This is a genomic window from Streptomyces sp. NPDC047453 (assembly GCF_040643155.1).
GTDB lineage: Bacteria > Actinomycetota > Actinomycetes > Streptomycetales > Streptomycetaceae > Streptomyces.
Map to the genome: position 1 here is coordinate 287,276 of NZ_JBEYTS010000001.1, position 16,598 is coordinate 303,873.

A 16,598-nucleotide genomic window follows, 5' to 3' on the forward strand; every position below is an offset into this window, starting at 1 on the left:
ACGGGGGAGAAGCGGCCGCGGCGCGCTGCCGGAGGGGGGCAGCGCGCGGGCGGCTTCGGCGGCCGGAACCGGGGTACCCGCACACACGAACCCAACGAAACTCCAACGCGACAGGTGTCACAGGGAGTTGATGATGGCGGGCTTCGGACGCGGAACGCGCGGGTACCCCCGTTCGCGCAGCCGGACGTGGCAGCGATGGGGGTCCCCCCTGCTCGAGCGAAGCCGAGAGCTCGGGGGAAGGCCGGACCGCGCGACACTCGGGATCATCGGGACCATCTGCGCGATCGCCGGCTTCTTCGCGCTGGGCATCATCCTCGGCCCGGCGGCGGTCGTCTGCGGCCGGCTCGCGATGGGCCGCACCTGGACGGGCGGCCGCTCGCTCCCGGCCCTGGTCGCCGTGGTCCTGGGCGCCATCGACACACTCCTGGCCGTCGTCTGGCCGGCCCAGGCGGCAACCCCGGGCAACGGCCTGTTCTGACACCGGAAAATGGGAAAGGGGGGCGGCGGACCGACGGCCCGCCGCCCCCCTTTTCCGGTTCTTCCGGCTCTAGGCGTCGCCGCCCGCCGTGCCCGGGTCGGCCGCCGACACCTCCAGGATCCGGTAGCGGTCGAGGGCCTGCTTCAGCACCGACCGGTCGACCTTGCCCTCGCGGGCCAGCTCCGTCAGCACCGCCAGCACGATCGACTGGGCGTCGATGTGGAAGAACCGCCGGGCCGCCCCACGGGTGTCGGCGAAGCCGAAGCCGTCGGCGCCCAGCGACTGGTACGTCCCCGGCACCCACCGCGCGATCTGGTCCGGCACCGAGCGCATCCAGTCGGAGACGGCCACGAACGGCCCCTCGGCCGCGCTCAGCCTCCGCGTCAACCACGGCACCCGCTGCTCCTCCTCCGGGTGCAGCAGGTTGTACTCCTCGCACGCCACGGCCTCGCGCCGCAGCTCGTTCCAGGAGGTCGCCGACCAGACGCCGGCCCTGACGTTCCACTCCTCGGCGAGGATCCGCTGGGCCTCCAGGGCCCACGGGACCGCCACGCCCGACGCCATGATCTGTGCCGGGATGTCGCCCGTCGTGCCCTCGCCGAGCCGGTGCAGGCCCTTGAGGATGCCCTCCACGTCCACGTCCGCCGGCTCGGCCGGCTGCTGGATCGGCTCGTTGTAGACGGTGAGGTAGTAGAAGACGTCCTCGCCGTGCGGATGCCGCTCGTCGCCGCCGTACATGCGGCGCAGGCCGTCCTGCACGATGTGCGCGATCTCGTACCCGTACGCCGGGTCGTAGGCCACGCACGCCGGGTTGGTGGAGGCCAGCAACTGGGAGTGGCCGTCGGCGTGCTGGAGACCCTCACCGGTCAGGGTCGTGCGGCCGGCGGTCGCGCCCAGGACGAAACCGCGCGCCAGCTGGTCGGCCATCTGCCAGAACTGGTCGCCGGTGCGCTGGAAACCGAACATCGAGTAGAACACATACACCGGGATCAGCGGTTCGCCGTGGGTGGCGTAGGCCGAGCCCGCCGCGATCAGCGAGGCCGTGCAGCCCGCCTCGGAGATGCCGTCGTGCAGCATCTGCCCGGTCGGCGACTCCTTGTAGGCGAGCAGCAGATCGCGGTCGACGGACTCGTACTGCTGGCCGAGCGGGTTGTAGATCTTCGCACTCGGGAAGAAGGAGTCCATGCCGAACGTGCGGTACTCGTCCGGCGCGATCAGCACGAACCGCCTGCCGATCTCCTTGTCCCGCATGAGGTCCTTCAGCAGCCGCACGAAGGCCATGGTGGTCGCGATGGACTGCTGGCCCGACCCCTTCTTCACGGACGCGTACGTCCGGTCGCCCGGCAGCCGAAGCGGCTCGGAGCGCACGATCCGGGTCGGCACATAGCCGCCGCAGCCCTTGCGGCGGTCGTGCATGTACTGGATCTCCTCGGTGTCCCGGCCCGGGTGGTAGTACGGCGGCGGGCCGGACTCCAGCTCCCTGTCGGAGATCGGCAGGTGCAACCGGTCGCGGAAGCGCTTGAGGTCGTCGACCGTCAGCTTCTTCATCTGGTGCGTGGCGTTGCGGCCCTCGAAGTTCGGGCCGAGGGTCCAGCCCTTGACCGTCTTGGCCAGGATGACCGTCGGCTGGCCCTTGTGCTCCAGCGCCGCCTTGTACGCCGCGTAGATCTTGCGGTGGTCGTGGCCGCCGCGGCCGAGCATCAGGATCTGGTGGTCGGTCATGTTCTCGACCATCTTGCGCAGCCGGTGGTCCTCACCGAAGAAGTGCTCGCGGATGTAGGCGCCGGACTCGGTGGCGTAGGTCTGGAACTGGCCGTCCGGCGTGGTGTTCATCTTGTTGACCAGCACGCCGTCGCGGTCCTGGGCCAGCAGCGGGTCCCATGAGCGGTCCCAGATCAGCTTGATCACGTTCCAGCCGGCGCCCCGGAAGACCGACTCCAGTTCCTGGATGATCTTGCCGTTGCCGCGCACCGGGCCGTCCAGGCGCTGGAGGTTGCAGTTGACCACGAAGGTCAGGTTGTCCAGGCCCTCACGGGCGGCGATGGACAACTGGCCGAGCGACTCCGGCTCGTCCATCTCGCCGTCGCCGAGGAACGCCCACACGTGCGAGTCGGAGGTGTCCGCGATCCCGCGCGCGTGCATGTACCGGTTCATCCGGGCCTGGAAGATCGCGCCGATCGGGCCGAGGCCCATGGAGACCGTCGGGAACTCCCAGAAGTCCGGCATCGAGCGCGGGTGCGGATAGCTGGACAGGCCGTACGGCGACTTGGACTTCTCCTGGCGGAAGCCGTCCAGGTGCTGTTCGGTGAGCCGGTCCAGCAGGTACGCGCGCGCGTAGATGCCCGGTGAGGCGTGCCCCTGGAAGAAGACCTGGTCGCCGCCCCGGCCGTCGTCCTTGCCGCGGAAGAAGTGGTTGAAGCCGACGTCGTAGAGGGAGGCGGAGGAGGCGAAGGTGGCGATGTGGCCGCCGACGCCGATGCCCGGCCGCTGGGCGCGGGAGACCATCACCGCGGCGTTCCAGCGCGTGGCGTTGAGGATCTTGCGCTCGATCTCCTCGTTGCCGGGGAAGAACGGCTCGCTCTTGGTGGGGATCGTGTTGACGTAGTCCGTGCTGCGCATCTCGGGCACGGCCACGCGCTTCTCGCGGGCGCGCTCGATCAGCCGGAGCATGAGGTAGCGGGCCCGCTCCCGGCCCCGCTCGTCGACCGCGGCGTCGAGCGAGTCGAGCCACTCCTGGGTCTCCTCGGGATCGAAGTCAGGAACCTGACTCGGGAGGCCGCCAATGATGATCGGGTTTCGATCGGATCCGGAAGCCACGCTGTTCCTTACCTGTCAGAGGACTGACATATCTGGGGCGTATCAGGGTTCGTTCTGCTGGTTTCCTGGGTTCCTGTAGGTTTGTCTGCCTGTGTCTGCACCGTTCCCCATCGTGTACCTCGCGCAAGCCGCACGTCATCTCTACCGCGGGGTAACCCTGGGGTCCTTTCCGGCATCCCCTGCCCGGACGCGTACTCCCGAACACGCGAACCGGACAGAACGGTGTGGTGTGTGTCACCGCTGATCGCGATACCGTGTCAGGAGTTGCGGCGACACAGCCGGGATCGTCACCGTTTCGGCGGTCTGAACCGCCGGGTACTTGCGCGATCCGGCCCGCCCGTGTGGACTACGGCCAATGCTTCGCGCACGCGCGTGGCTGAAGACCTAAATCGCAACATCATCAGGAGGCAACCCGTGAGCGCGACCGCGGACCACGCGGAGGAGCGGACTAACCCGGCCGCAAGGCTGGGATTCCAGCCCGGGCAGGTGGTCCAGGAGATCGGCTACGACGACGACGTCGACCAGGACCTCCGCGAGGCCATCGAGGAAGCGAGCGGCAACGAGCTCGTGGACGAGGACTACGACGACGTGGCCGACGCCGTGGTGCTGTGGTTCCGCGACGACGACGGCGACCTGACGGATGCGCTGGTGGACGCCACCACGTACATCGAAGAGGGTGGCGCGATCCTGCTCCTGACACCGAAGACCGGCCGTTCCGGCTACGTGGAGCCGAGCGACATCTCGGAAGCCGCGACCACGGCGGGTCTGTCGGCGAGCAAGAGTGTCAGCGTCGGCAAGGACTGGAGCGGCAGCCGTCTCGCGACACCCAAGGCAGCCAAGTCCAAGAAGTAGCTCCACCTCGTCCCCGGACCCCGGACGGGCCGACTCGCGTCGGCCCGTCCGTCGGCCTGCGGTGATCACTGCGTAGGGTGGTATCACCCGAACAGTCCCACCGAAGGGAAGCAGGACGATGGCGATCCAGGTCGGCGACAAGGCACCCGACTTCGAGCTCAAGGACAACCACGGCCGGACCGTGAAGCTGTCCGACTTCCGCGGCGAGAAGAACGTGGTGCTGCTCTTCTACCCGTTCGCCTTCACCGGTGTGTGCACCGGCGAGCTGTGCGCCCTGCGCGACAACCTGCCGAAGTTCGTCAACGACGACACCCAGCTGCTCGCCGTCTCCAACGACTCCATCCACACCCTGCGCGTCTTCGGCGAGCAGGAGGGCCTGGAGTACCCGCTGCTGAGCGATTTCTGGCCGCACGGCAACACTTCGCGCGCCTACGGCGTCTTCGACGAGGGCAAGGGCTGCGCGGTGCGCGGCACCTTCATCATCGACAAGGAGGGCGTCGTGCGCTGGACCGTGGTCAACGGTCTGCCGGACGCGCGCGACCTGAACGACTACGTGAAGGCGCTCGACACCCTGTGACCCGGTGTCCCCGACACCTGTGATTCTTCGGCTCCAGGGCCTGCGTGGCGCGGGAACCCGTCACTAGGATCGAGTCGTTGATCCCATATCCGATGCACGACGGGGCTCCCCGCCCCCGGACACCAATGGAGGACTCGTGGGAGTCAGCCTCAGCAAGGGCGGCAACGTATCGCTGACGAAGGAGGCCCCGGGCCTGACCGCGGTCCTCGTCGGTCTGGGTTGGGACGCCCGCACCACGACCGGCAGCGACTTCGACCTCGACGCCAGCGCGCTGCTGCTGAACAACTCCGGCAAGGTGGTCAGCGACCAGCACTTCGTCTTCTTCAACAACCTCAAGAGCCCCGACGGCTCGGTCGAGCACACCGGTGACAACCTCACCGGTGAGGGCGAGGGCGACGACGAGGTGATCAAGGTCAACCTCGCCGGCGTCCCGGCCGACGTCGACAAGATCGTCTTCCCGGTCTCGATCTACGACGCCGAGAACCGCCAGCAGTCCTTCGGACAGGTGCGCAACGCGTACATCCGCGTGGTGAACCAGGCCGGCGGCCAGGAGATCGCGCGGTACGACCTCAGCGAGGACGCCTCCACCGAGACGGCCATGGTCTTCGGCGAGCTGTACCGCCACGGCGCGGAGTGGAAGTTCCGCGCCATCGGCCAGGGCTACGCGTCGGGTCTGCGCGGCATCGCGCAGGACTTCGGCGTGAACGTCTGAGTCCAGGTCTGCACGGCTTCGCACCAATCCCGACCCGTCCGGCGCCGCGCGTTTCAGCGCGGCGCCGGACGCGCAGGACAACCACACAGGCACCACCTCGGGGAGGACCAGCATCATGGGCGTCACGCTCGCCAAGGGAGGCAACGTCTCCCTCTCCAAAGCCGCACCGAACCTGACCAACGTCATGGTCGGACTCGGCTGGGAGGAGCGCTCCACCACCGGAGCCCCCTTCGACCTCGACGCCAGCGCGCTGCTGTGCACCGGCGCCAACCGGGTGCTGGGCGACGAGTGGTTCGTGTTCTACAACCAGCTCACGAGCCCGGACGGCTCCGTGGAGCACACCGGCGACAACCTCACCGGTGAGGGCGAGGGCGACGACGAGACGATCCTGGTGGACCTCACCAGGGTGCCCTCGCAGTGCGAGAAGATCGTCTTCCCGGTCTCCATCCACCTGGCCGACGAGCGCGGCCAGACGTTCGGGCAGGTCTCGGACGCCTACATCCGCGTGCTCAACCAGGCCGACGGCACGGAACTCGCCCGCTACGACCTGAGCGAGGACGCCAGCACCGAAACCGCGATGATCTTCGGCGAGCTCTACCGCTACCACGGCGAATGGAAGTTCCGCGCCGTGGGGCAGGGGTACGCGTCGGGCCTGCGCGGAATCGCTCTAGACTTCGGGGTCAACGTTTCGTAAAGCCAAGTGCGGCGCGGGGGAGACCCGTACCGGATACGGATTGGGTAGCCAGTGCTTCTGAAAACCTTCGGCTGGTCGTTCGCGGTGACCGCGATCGGCCTGGCCGCGGCGGTCTTGTACGGGGGGTGGACCGCCTTCGGGATCGTGGCGATCCTGTCCATCCTCGAGATCTCGCTGTCCTTCGACAACGCGGTCGTCAACGCCGGAATCCTGAAGAAGATGAACGCCTTCTGGCAGAAGATCTTCCTCACGGTCGGCGTGCTCATCGCGGTCTTCGGCATGCGGCTGGTCTTCCCCGTCGTGATCGTCGCCGTCACCGCCAAGATGGGCCCCATCGAGGCCGTCGACCTCGCGCTCACCAACAAGGACCGCTACCAGCAGCTGGTCACGGACGCCCACCCGGCGATCGCCGCGTTCGGTGGCATGTTCCTGCTGATGATCTTCCTGGACTTCATCTTCGAGGACCGGGACATCAAGTGGCTGCACTGGATCGAGCGGCCGCTCGCCAAGCTCGGCAAGATCGACATGCTGTCGGTCTGCATCGCCCTGGTCGTGCTGCTCATCAGCTCCTTCACCTTCGCCGCCAACGCCCACCAGCACGGCGGCGCGCACGTCGACAAGGCGGAGACGGTACTGATCGCCGGTATCGCCGGTCTGATCACGTACATGGTCGTCGGTGGACTGTCCGGCTACTTCGAGGACAAGCTCGAGGAAGAGGAGGAACGCGAGCACGAGGAGGAGGAAGAGGCCGCGCGCACCGGAAAGAAGCGCTCGGCGGTCGCCCTGGCCGGCAAGGCCGCGTTCTTCATGTTCCTCTACCTCGAGGTGCTGGACGCGTCCTTCTCCTTCGACGGCGTGATCGGCGCCTTCGCCATCACCAACGACATCGTCCTGATGGCCCTCGGCCTCGGCATCGGCGCCATGTACGTCCGGTCGCTCACGGTCTACCTGGTCCGCCAGGGCACCCTCGACGACTACGTCTACCTGGAGCACGGCGCGCACTACGCGATCGGCGCGCTGGCCGTGATCCTCATGGTCACCATCCAGTACGAGATCAACGAGGTGATCACCGGCCTGGTCGGCGTGGTCCTCATCGCCTGGTCCTTCTGGTCCTCGGTGCGCCGCAACCGCGACCTGGCGGCGGCCGAGACGAGCGCCGCGGGGGCGGACGCGCAGAGCGAGGTCTCCTCAGGGGTGTGACAGCCCTCTGGGTGAGGGAACGCTCTTGTGCGGGGCGGCCGACGAAGTCCGGGTCGAACCGGTTCTTCGGGGCCGCCCCGTCGTGTGGGTCCGGTGTGCGGTGAACTGGGGGCGGAAAGGGACATGGGCTTCTTCGACGGTCTGCTGGGAGGACGCGCGGCCGACTTCGACTCGGGCAGCGCCTCGTCCAACGCGATCGAGCTGACCAAGCGGCACCACCAGGTGTCGCTGACCAAGCAGGGCGCGGCCACCGGGCATCTGCGCGTCAACCTGACCTGGCGGATGCGCACCTCGGACTTCGACGGTCCGGCCCGGCAGAGCCTGCTGCGGCACCCGTTCAAGGCGCTGAAGCCGCCGGAGGTGCAAGGGCACAGCCAGAGCATGGTCAACGTCGACCTCGACCTCGGCTGCATGTACGAGCTGTCCGACGGCACCAAGGGCGTCGTACAGCCCCTCGGCGGCTTCCTCGGCGACGTGAACGCAGCGCCGTACGTCAAGCTCAGCGGTGACGACCGGTTCGGGTCCGCGTCCGGCGAGACCATGTACATCAACCTCGACCACCGGGACGAGATCAAACGGCTGCTGGTCTTCGTCTACATCTACGACCAGACACCCGCCTTCGACCGCACCCACGCGATCGTCACGATGTACCCGAGCAACGGCCCGCGCATCGAGATCGGCCTCGACGAACGCCACCCGCAGGCACGCTCGTGCGCGGTGGTCCTGATCGAGAACGTCAAGGGCGAACTGGTCGTCCGCCGCGAGGTCAAGTTCGTCTACGGCTTCCAGTCGGAACTGGACCGCCTGTACGGCTGGGGCCTGCAGTGGGGCCGGGGCTACAAGTCCAAGGCGGACCGGTAGCGCGAGCCGGGCGTCCCTCGGCCGTACCACCTACCGCCCGATGAACTGCGGCCCCTGCGGCGGCAACCGGAATTCCGGGTCGGGCACGGCCGCCACCGGCGGGGGATACCCGTACCCGGACGGGGCCGTGGCCGCCACCGGCTGCTGCGGGTAGCCGTACGCCGGCTGCGGATACCCGTACGCCGGCTGAGCCGCCGAGGGCACCTGCACGGGCTGCTCCGGCGGCAGCGGCTGCGCGGCCGGAGCAGCGCCCGCGCCCTGCGAGTCCTGCGCCTCCTCCGACTCCTCCACCGAGATGCCGAAATCCGTGGCGAGGCCCTTCAGACCGTTCGAGTAGCCCTCGCCGAGCGCGCGGAACTTCCAGCCGTCGCCCCGCCGGTACAGCTCACCGCAGATCAGCGCGGTCTCCTGACCGGTCTCCGGTTTGATGTCGAAGTAGGCCAGCGGCTCCTCACCGGCGGCCGCCGCGTCGTACAGCAGGATGCGCAGCCCCTGTACGACGTCGAAGGTGACGCCGTCCGCCGAGGCGACCAGCAGGATCCGGACCACATCCGGGTCGAGCCCGGCGAGATCCGTCTGGACCGTGTCCGTCAGGCCGTCGGCGACCCGCTTCTTGCCCAGCCGCCAGACCTTCCCGGACGGATGCCGCGGCTGGTTGTAGAAGACGAAGTCCTCGTCGGAGCGCACACGGCCGCCGGGACCCAGGACCAGCGCGGAGGCGTCGACGTCCGGGATACCCTGCCCGGGCGTCCAACGCACCACGGCCCGTACCGTGGTGGCGTCCAGCGGGACGTTCGACCCTTTCAGCATCGCGTGCGTCATGCGGTCATCCTGCCTTCTCCGTCCTGGTCACGACAACGCGGGGCGTGGACACGGCGGGGTTACCTGAAATTCATGCCCCACGGGAACCTCGGACATGGATTCGTACGTACTATTACCGGCCACCTTTTGACAGTCTTCGCAGGCCGCTCGATGCGCCACGGGGGGAGCTTCATGCGTCATTTCGGGCACCTCGCCGCCGAGGTGCGGCAGCGCCTGTTCCACCGGGAGCCGTGCGAGTTCACCGCCGACTCCCCGGCGCGGACGCTCTCCGCGGCCCTGGGCGCCACGCTCTACAGCCCGGCCACCCGCCCGCGGCTCGCCGGCGACATCGTCAAGCAGGCGGATCGTGGCGTGGTCTCGATGGTGCTGTGCCTGGAGGACTCGATCGACGACGCCGAGGTGGAACACGGCGAGGAGAACCTGGTCCGGCAGTTCGCCGAGCTGGCGGCGCTCGAACAGGCGTCCGGCTCCGTGGAGCTCCCGCTGCTGTTCATCCGGGTCCGCGTCCCCGAGCAGATACCCGACCTGGTGCGGCGCCTCGGGCCCGCGGTGCGGCTGCTGTCCGGGTTCGTGCTGCCGAAGTTCACCGCGGAGCGGGGCATTTCGTTCCTGGAGGCGGTGCAGGCCGCCGAGGCGGAGAGCGGACGGCGGCTGTTCGCCATGCCGGTCCTCGAATCGCCCGAACTGCTCTACCGGGAGTCGCGGGTGGAGACCCTGGAGGGGATCTTCCGCGCGGTCGACAAGTACCGCGACCGGGTGCTCGCGCTGCGCCTCGGCGTGACGGACTTCTGCTCCTCGTACGGGCTGCGCAGAGCCCCCGACATGACGGCCTACGACCTCCAGGTCGTCGCCTCCGTGATCGCCGACGTGGTGAACATGCTGGGGCGGGCCGACGGCACCGGGTTCACGGTGACCGGGCCGGTGTGGGAGTACTTCCGGGTACAGGAGCGCATGTTCAAGCCACAGTTGCGGCAGAGCCCCTTCATGGAGGTGCAGGCCGTCGAGTTGCGCGAGAAGCTGATCGAGCACGCGATGGACGGGCTGCTGCGGGAGATCTCCCTGGACCACGCCAACGGGCTGCTCGGCAAGACCTGCATCCACCCCTCCCACGTCCTGCCCGTGCACGCGCTGTCGGTGGTCAGCCACGAGGAGTTCAGCGACGCGGCGGACATCCTGCGGCCCGAGCGCGGCGGCGGGGGCGTCCTGAGGTCGGCGTACACGAACAAGATGAACGAGGTGAAGCCGCACCGCGCCTGGGCCGAGCGGACCCTGCTGCGTGCCGAGGTCTTCGGCGTCGCGCGGGAGGACGTCGGCTTCGTGGAACTGCTGGCCGCCGCGGTCTCCGACTGACCGCACAGCATCACCGCCGAGGGCACACAAGGAAGGCATGAACAAGCCAGTGAACGACGGGCTCTGGTCCGGCACCTGGGTCGCCGAGCGACTCGGGGTCGAACTCGTGGGCGACGACCGCCTGACGGGCCTGCTGGGGCTCGCGCTGCGCCGCAACCCCAAGCGGGCGCACCTGCTCGTGTCCAACGTGCTCGGCAAGCACGTGCCGCAGTCGCCCTCGGTCGTGTACGGCCACGGGTTCGCCCTGGGCCGCCGGGTCCGGGACCTGCTGGGCGCCGACCACTGCGGCCGGGCGGTCGTCCTGGGCTATGCGGAGACCGCGACGGGCCTCGGCCACGCGGTCGCGGACGGCCTCGGCACCGCGCCGTACCTCCACTCCACGCGCCGCCCGGTCCCCGGCGTCGCCCCGGCCGGCGGCTTCGAGGAGTCCCACTCGCACGCCACCTCCCACCTCCTGCTGCCGGAGAACCCCGCCCTGCTGGCCTCCGACGGCCCGCTGGTCCTGGTGGACGACGAGTTCTCCACCGGCAACACGGTCCTGAACACCATCCGAGACCTGCACGCCCGCTATCCGCGCAAGTGGTACGTCGTGGTCGCGCTGGTCGACATGCGGGCCCCGTCCGACGCGGACCGCCTGCGGCAGTTCGCCGAGCAGATCGACGCCCAGGTGTCCCTGGTGACCACCGCCTCCGGCACGGTCCGCCTCCCCGCCGACGTCCTGGAGAGGGGCCAGGAACTCGTCGCACACCACGAAGCAGCCCAACAGACCCGGGCGGAGCCGCCCCGAGCCGGTGCTTCAGCGGTGGAGGGTACTGGCGAGTGTGGGGCGTCCGTCGTTCCGGGGCAGCGGGGGACCGGGCGGGTTCGGCGGGTCGAGTTGCGGTGGCCTCGGGGGGTGCCGGACGGGGGGCGGCACGGGTTCACGCCGGTGCACCGGGGCCGGCTGGAGCGGGCGCTGCCCGCCATGGCCGCCCGGATCGCCGAGGCGTTGCCGCGGGGCGCGCGACAGGTGCTGGTGCTCGGCTGCGAGGAGCTGATGTACGCGCCGCTGCGGCTGGCGCGGGAGGTGGAGCAGGTCGTGGAGGCCGAGGTGCGGTACTCCACCACCACCCGCTCGCCCGTACTGGCCGTGGACGACCCCGGTTACGCGATCCGCACCCGGCTGGTCTTCCCGGCGCACGACGACCCGGCCGACGGCCCCGGCGAGCGCTACGCCTACAACGTCGCCGGCGGCGGCTTCGACGCCGTGGTCGCCGTCGTCGACTCCACCGCCGACACCCCTGAACTGCACGCGCCCGCCGGCCTGCTGGCCCGGCTCGCCGCCCACACCCCGCACGTCCTGCTCGCGGTCGTGCCCGCGTACCTCCCCGTGCCCCCGCACGCCCCCGAAAGGTCCCCGATGCTGCCCGAGCCCCTCCGCGGCCCCGCCTTCTCCTCGAACGCGCCCGACGAGGTCGGCTGGCTGCTCCAGGACCTCTCGGACGTGACGCTGGAGGCGCCGACGGAGGAGCGCGAGGAGGCGATCCAGAGCGGCGGCGCCCACTACGCCGAGTCGCTGCCGGTGGAGTACCAGCCCAGCGAGCAGTACCAGGAGCTGTTCCACACGGCCCTGACGGCGTCCGCCGCGCGGATCGCCCAGGCCGTGGGCGTGGTCACCGAGACGATCCTCGCCGAACTCCCCCTGCGCCGAAGAAGCCCGGCCGGGACGGAGGAGACCTCGGGCCCCGGCCCCGTGCTCGTCTCGCTGGCCCGCGCCGGCACACCCGTCGGCGTACTGATGCGGCGCTGGGCCCGGTTCCGGCACGGCCGGGACCTGCCGCACTACGCCGTGTCGATCGTGCGCGGCCGCGGTATCGACACCAACGCGCTGCGCTGGCTGGCCGCCCACCACGACCCGCGCGACGTCGTCTTCGTCGACGGCTGGACCGGCAAGGGCGCCATCACCCGCGAACTGGCGCAGGCGATCAGGGAGTTCGAGGAGCGCGAAGGGATCACCGGGTTCGACCCGGAGATCGCGGTGCTGGCCGACCCTGGTTCGTGCGTGCGGACGTACGGCACCCGGGAGGACTTCCTCATACCCTCCGCCTGCCTCAACTCCACCGTGTCCGGCCTGATCTCGCGGACCGTGCTGCGCGCGGACCTGGTCGGCCCGCACGACTTCCACGGCGCGAAGTTCTACCGCGAACTGGCCGGCGCCGACGTGTCGAACGTCTTCCTCGACGCCGTCTCCCAGTGCTTCCCCGAGGTCGCCGACAGCGTGGACACCGCCGCCAAGGAACTGCTGTCCACCGACCGCACCCCCACCTGGGAGGGCTGGGCGGCGGTCGAGCGCATCAGCGAGGAGTACGGCATCGACGACGTGAACCTGGTCAAGCCCGGCGTCGGCGAGACCACCCGCGTGCTGCTGCGCCGGGTGCCGTGGAAGATCCTGGCGCGGGCCGGCGCCGGCGCCGACCTGGACCACGTACGGCTGCTGGCCGGGCAGCGCGGGGTCCCGGTCGAGGAGGTGGGCGAACTGCCGTACAGCTGCGTGGGGTTGATCCACCCCCGGTACACGCGCGGGGCGACCGGCGCCGACGGCAGGACGGTGACCCGCTGATGCCGGTCCTGGTGGCGAGCGATCTCGACCGTACGCTCATCTACTCCGCCGCCGCCCTGGCGCTGACCATGCCGGACGCGCGGGCGCCGAGGCTGCTGTGCGTGGAGGTGCACGAGAGCAGGCCGCTGTCGTACCTGACCGAGACGGCCGCCCAGCTGCTCACCGATCTCGCCGACACGGCGGTGTTCGTGCCCGCCACGACCCGCACCCGCAAGCAGTACCTGCGCATCAACCTGCCGGGCCCGGCCCCGACGTACGCCGTCTGCGCCAACGGCGGCCATCTGCTGGTGGACGGCGTGTCGGACGGCGACTGGCACCGGCGGGTGCTCGCGCGGCTGGCCGACGAGTGCGCGTCGCTCGTGGAGGTCCAGGAGCACCTGCTGCGCACCGCCGACCCGGCCTGGGTGCGCAAGCACCGCGTCGCCGAGGACCTGTTCGCCTACCTCGTGGTGGAGCGCGAGCTGCTGCCCGAGGAGTGGGTGAAGGAGCTGGCCGCGTGGGCGGCCGGTTGCGGCTGGACGGTCTCCTTGCAGGGCCGCAAGCTCTACGCCGTCCCCAAGCCGCTGACCAAGAGCGCCGCCGTCCGCGAGGTGGCCCGACGCACCGGCGCCGACCTCGTCCTCGGTGCCGGCGACTCGCTGCTGGACGCCGACCTGCTGCAGGCCGTGGACCGCGGCTGGCGGCCCGGACACGGCGAGCTGGCCGACACCGGCTGGACGGCACCCGGCATCGCCGCCCTGCCCGAGCGCGGAGTGCTCGCCGGGGAGCGGATCGTGCGGGAGTTCCTCAGGGCGGCCCGGGCGCCCCGGTAGGAGCGCAGGCCGCAGCAGCCGGCAGGAGCGTCAGCCGCAGCAGCCTCCGCCGCAGCACCCGCCGCCGCCCGAGCCGGACCGCGGCGCGGGTGCCGGGGCGGGCGCCGAGCCGCCCACCGCGACCGTGGACAGCAGCTTGACCGTGTCGTCGTGCCCGGCGGGGCAGCTCGCCGGGGCGGACGACTCCGCCATGGGACGACTCAGTTCGAAGGTGTCGCCGCAGCTCCGGCAGCGGTACTCGTAGCGAGGCATGCGCCCAGATTAACGGGCGTGACCGGACGCACAGCCCTTGGTGTTTCTTATGTCTTGGTTTCTGTCCAGATCTTGTGAGGAGGAATTGAAAAGACGGCTGATAATTTTGTAGCGCCGCGAGGGCCGCGTGGCGGCTGCGAACAAGGGGGAGGGCAGCCGCAGTTGCGGTGACTGTGTCGACCTGCGCGAGCAATACGAACGTGCGGAGGAGGACGCAGTCGTGACGGAGGCAGGACGGGGGGACGGCCTTCCGGAGGAGGACCGCCGGACCAGCGGGAGCCGCGCCGAGGCCGGATCACCGGGCCGGTCGCGGACCGACCGGTCGGTGCGTACGGAGGAAACGATCCAGCTCAAGGTCGACGCACTGCGCCGAGCGGACGAGACCGTGCAGCTGAAGGTCGACACCCTCCGCGGCGGGCACACGAGCGCGCAGCCGCACGAGACGATGCAGTTACGCGCCTTACAGACGCAGCCCGACCCGCCCTCTGCTCCGTCCGACCCGCCCGAGGGTCCGCCCCGGTGGCGCGCCGACCGCCGCAAGCCGCGCACCGGCCCCACGCTCCCCCCGGCCCTGACCCGGCGCCTCGCCCCCCTCGTCGCGGTGGCCGCGCCGTACGCGCGGAAACTGAAACCGGTCTACCCGCGCCCCGGTCGCACCGGCTGGCGGCGCTGGCTCCCCTCCTGGAAGCAGTGGCTCGGTGCCACCCTCTCGGCCCTGGGCCTGAGCGCCTTCCTCCTGGCCATCGCCTACGCCGCGACCGACATTCCGCAGAACCTGAACACCTACGCCACCCAGCAGGACAACGTCTACTTCTGGTCCGACGGCACCCCCATGGCCCGTACCGGCTGGGTGCAGCGGCAGGCGATGCCGCTGAAGGACATCCCCGAGGACGTCCGCTGGGCGGTGCTCGCGGCCGAGAACGAGAGCTTCTACAGCGACCCCGGCATCTCCTTCACGGGCATCAGCCGGGCCCTGTGGCGCACCGTCGGCAAGGGCGACACCCAGGGCGGCTCCACCATCACCCAGCAGTACGTCAAGAACGTCTACCTCTCCCAGGACCAGTCCGTCAGCCGCAAGTTCACCGAGGCGATGATCGCGCTCAAGCTGGACAACCGGATGAGCAAGGACAAGATCCTCGAGGGCTACCTCAACACCAGCTGGTTCGGCCGCGGCACCTACGGCATCCAGCGCGCCGCCCAGGCCTACTACGGCAAGGACGTCGGCGACCTCGATGCGAGCGAGGCCGCCTTCCTCGCCTCCCTGCTCAAGGGCGCCGGGCTCTACGACCCCACCCTGAGCCCGGCCAACCACAGCCGTGCCGTGGAGCGCTGGACCTGGACCCTCGACCGCATGGTCAAGATCGGCAAGCTGTCGCAGGCCGAACGCGCCAAGTACCGCACGTTCCCCGAGCCGCTCAAGCGCAACCCGCTCTACGACACCGGTCAGCAGAGCGACTACCTGGTCGAACTGGCCTCGCAGTACGCCAGGAAGACCGCGCACATCACCGACCAGGAGTTCGACCTGGGCGGCTACCAGATCTACACCACCTTCGACCGCAAGCGGGAGAGCGCACTGACCGACGCGGTCACCAAGGCCCGCAAGAAGACGCGGAAGACCGCCCCCGGCCCGGCCGGGACCGTGCACTACGGTGCCGCCTCCGTGGCCGCCGACGGCCGCATCCTCGCCGTCCACGGCGGCCCCGACCACCGCACCCAGGGCTACAACGAGTCCAACGCCTCCACCGTCCCGGCCGGTTCGGCCTTCCTGCCGTTCGTCTACGCGGCCGGACTCGAGCACGGCGTCACCAAGCGGCGTGACGTACCCCGGGAGCGGGTCACCCCCCAGACCCTCTACGACGGCGACGACGACGTGCCCGTCACCACCCCCGAGGGCCCCTACTGGGACCGCAGCGGAAAGAAGGTGTCCGCCCACAACGACGACAGGAAGTCCTGGGGGCGGATCAGCCTGCACCAGGCGCTCGCGAACTCCGTGAATACGCCGTTCATGCAACTGGGCATGGACACCGGCCTCGACCGGGTCAAGCAGACCGCCCAGGCGGCCGGACTGCTGCCCTCCAGCATGGGACCGCAGGTGCCCGCGCTGTCCCTGGGCAGCGCCACCCCGAGCGCGATCCGGATGGCCGGCGGCTACGCCACCTTCGCCGCCAAGGGCACGCACACCGAGCCGTACTCGGTGCGCCGCATCACCCGCAACGGCTCCTCCGTCCGGCTGGACACCCCGGCCACGCGGCGCGCGGTCGGCCAGGACGTGGCCGAGGCGGTCACCGAGGCGCTCGCCGACTCCTTCCGCACCGCCCACCCGGACGCGGCCTCCGGCACGGCCCCGGTCGCGGGCAAGGCCGGCACCACCGAGGACGACACCGCCGCCTGGTACGTGGGCACCGCCGGGTCGGTGTCCACGGCGGTCGTCGTCTACCGCATGGACCTGGCCAAGAGTCTCGAACCGCTGCCGCTGGAAGGAGTCGCCGGCACCCCGGCCGACAGCGTTCCCTACGGGATCTGGGCCGGTGCCATGAACCCACTCGGCTGAACCCGGCGGCCCGGCCGCACC

14 protein-coding genes are annotated in these 16,598 nt (G+C 70.1%); 11 read left to right on the forward strand and 3 right to left on the reverse strand.

Annotated elements, in window-relative coordinates; translation table 11 throughout:
• The first annotated feature begins 130 nt into the window (after positions 1 to 130).
• Positions 131 to 478, forward strand: a complete 348-nt coding sequence (locus ABZ818_RS01240; RefSeq protein WP_361408885.1) for a small hydrophobic protein — start codon at positions 131 to 133, stop codon at positions 476 to 478.
• Positions 479 to 547: 69 nt separating this feature from the next.
• On the opposite strand, the gene aceE is transcribed toward ABZ818_RS01240, so the two are convergent.
• Positions 548 to 3,295: a pyruvate dehydrogenase (acetyl-transferring), homodimeric type gene (gene aceE / locus ABZ818_RS01245; protein ID WP_361408888.1), complete on the reverse strand. Its 2,748-nt coding sequence runs from the start codon at positions 3,293 to 3,295 to the stop codon at positions 548 to 550.
• Between the two features lie 414 nt (positions 3,296 to 3,709).
• Between aceE and ABZ818_RS01250 the strand changes: the two genes are divergently transcribed.
• The 6 genes from ABZ818_RS01250 to ABZ818_RS01275 all read left to right on the forward strand — a co-directional run bounded on the left by ABZ818_RS01250 (position 3,710) and on the right by ABZ818_RS01275 (position 8,191).
• On the forward strand, positions 3,710 to 4,147 hold the full coding sequence (locus ABZ818_RS01250) for a DUF3052 domain-containing protein (protein ID WP_361408890.1): 438 nt from the start codon (positions 3,710 to 3,712) through the stop codon (positions 4,145 to 4,147).
• Positions 4,148 to 4,265: 118 nt separating this feature from the next.
• Positions 4,266 to 4,724 carry a peroxiredoxin gene (locus ABZ818_RS01255; RefSeq protein ID WP_141361258.1) on the forward strand — a complete coding sequence of 153 codons (459 nt, stop codon included), beginning with the start codon at positions 4,266 to 4,268 and terminating at the stop codon, positions 4,722 to 4,724.
• A 136-nt stretch (positions 4,725 to 4,860) separates the two neighbouring features.
• Complete coding sequence (locus tag ABZ818_RS01260) at positions 4,861 to 5,436, forward strand: TerD family protein (RefSeq protein WP_361408894.1); 576 nt, start codon at positions 4,861 to 4,863, stop codon at positions 5,434 to 5,436.
• Positions 5,437 to 5,551: 115 nt separating this feature from the next.
• The gene (locus ABZ818_RS01265) at positions 5,552 to 6,130 is read left to right on the forward strand and encodes a TerD family protein (protein WP_361408897.1); all 579 of its coding nucleotides are present in this window, start codon (positions 5,552 to 5,554) and stop codon (positions 6,128 to 6,130) included.
• 51 nt (positions 6,131 to 6,181) lie between these two features.
• Positions 6,182 to 7,330, forward strand: coding sequence for a DUF475 domain-containing protein (locus ABZ818_RS01270; RefSeq protein WP_361408900.1), 1,149 nt, complete (start codon positions 6,182 to 6,184; stop codon positions 7,328 to 7,330).
• Between the two features lie 123 nt (positions 7,331 to 7,453).
• On the forward strand, positions 7,454 to 8,191 hold the full coding sequence (locus ABZ818_RS01275; RefSeq protein WP_361408903.1) for a Tellurium resistance: 738 nt from the start codon (positions 7,454 to 7,456) through the stop codon (positions 8,189 to 8,191).
• Between the two features lie 30 nt (positions 8,192 to 8,221).
• On the opposite strand, the gene ABZ818_RS01280 is transcribed toward ABZ818_RS01275, so the two are convergent.
• Positions 8,222 to 9,013, reverse strand: coding sequence for a TerD family protein (locus tag ABZ818_RS01280; RefSeq protein ID WP_361408906.1), 792 nt, complete (start codon positions 9,011 to 9,013; stop codon positions 8,222 to 8,224).
• A 171-nt stretch (positions 9,014 to 9,184) separates the two neighbouring features.
• On the opposite strand from ABZ818_RS01280, the gene ABZ818_RS01285 reads away from it, so the two are divergent.
• Genes ABZ818_RS01285 through ABZ818_RS01295 form a run of 3 tightly spaced genes read left to right on the forward strand, consistent with a single transcriptional unit; the run spans position 9,185 to position 13,774 of the window.
• The gene (locus tag ABZ818_RS01285) at positions 9,185 to 10,363 is read left to right on the forward strand and encodes an HpcH/HpaI aldolase/citrate lyase family protein (protein WP_361408909.1); all 1,179 of its coding nucleotides are present in this window, start codon (positions 9,185 to 9,187) and stop codon (positions 10,361 to 10,363) included.
• A gap of 37 nt (positions 10,364 to 10,400) precedes the next feature.
• Entirely contained in the window at positions 10,401 to 12,962 is a 2,562-nt protein-coding gene (locus ABZ818_RS01290) for a phosphoribosyltransferase (protein WP_361408912.1), read from the forward strand.
• Positions 12,962 to 13,774 (forward strand): HAD family hydrolase, encoded by an 813-nt coding sequence (locus tag ABZ818_RS01295; protein WP_361408915.1) that lies wholly within the window; start codon positions 12,962 to 12,964, stop codon positions 13,772 to 13,774. The genes ABZ818_RS01290 and ABZ818_RS01295 overlap by 1 nt, the downstream gene beginning before the upstream one ends.
• Before the next feature lie 30 nt (positions 13,775 to 13,804).
• On the opposite strand, the gene ABZ818_RS01300 is transcribed toward ABZ818_RS01295, so the two are convergent.
• Positions 13,805 to 14,026 (reverse strand): zinc ribbon domain-containing protein, encoded by a 222-nt coding sequence (locus ABZ818_RS01300; RefSeq protein ID WP_361408918.1) that lies wholly within the window; start codon positions 14,024 to 14,026, stop codon positions 13,805 to 13,807.
• 445 nt (positions 14,027 to 14,471) lie between these two features.
• Between ABZ818_RS01300 and ABZ818_RS01305 the strand changes: the two genes are divergently transcribed.
• Positions 14,472 to 16,577: a transglycosylase domain-containing protein gene (locus ABZ818_RS01305; RefSeq protein ID WP_361409590.1), complete on the forward strand. Its 2,106-nt coding sequence runs from the start codon at positions 14,472 to 14,474 to the stop codon at positions 16,575 to 16,577.
• Positions 16,578 to 16,598: the final 21 nt, after the last annotated feature.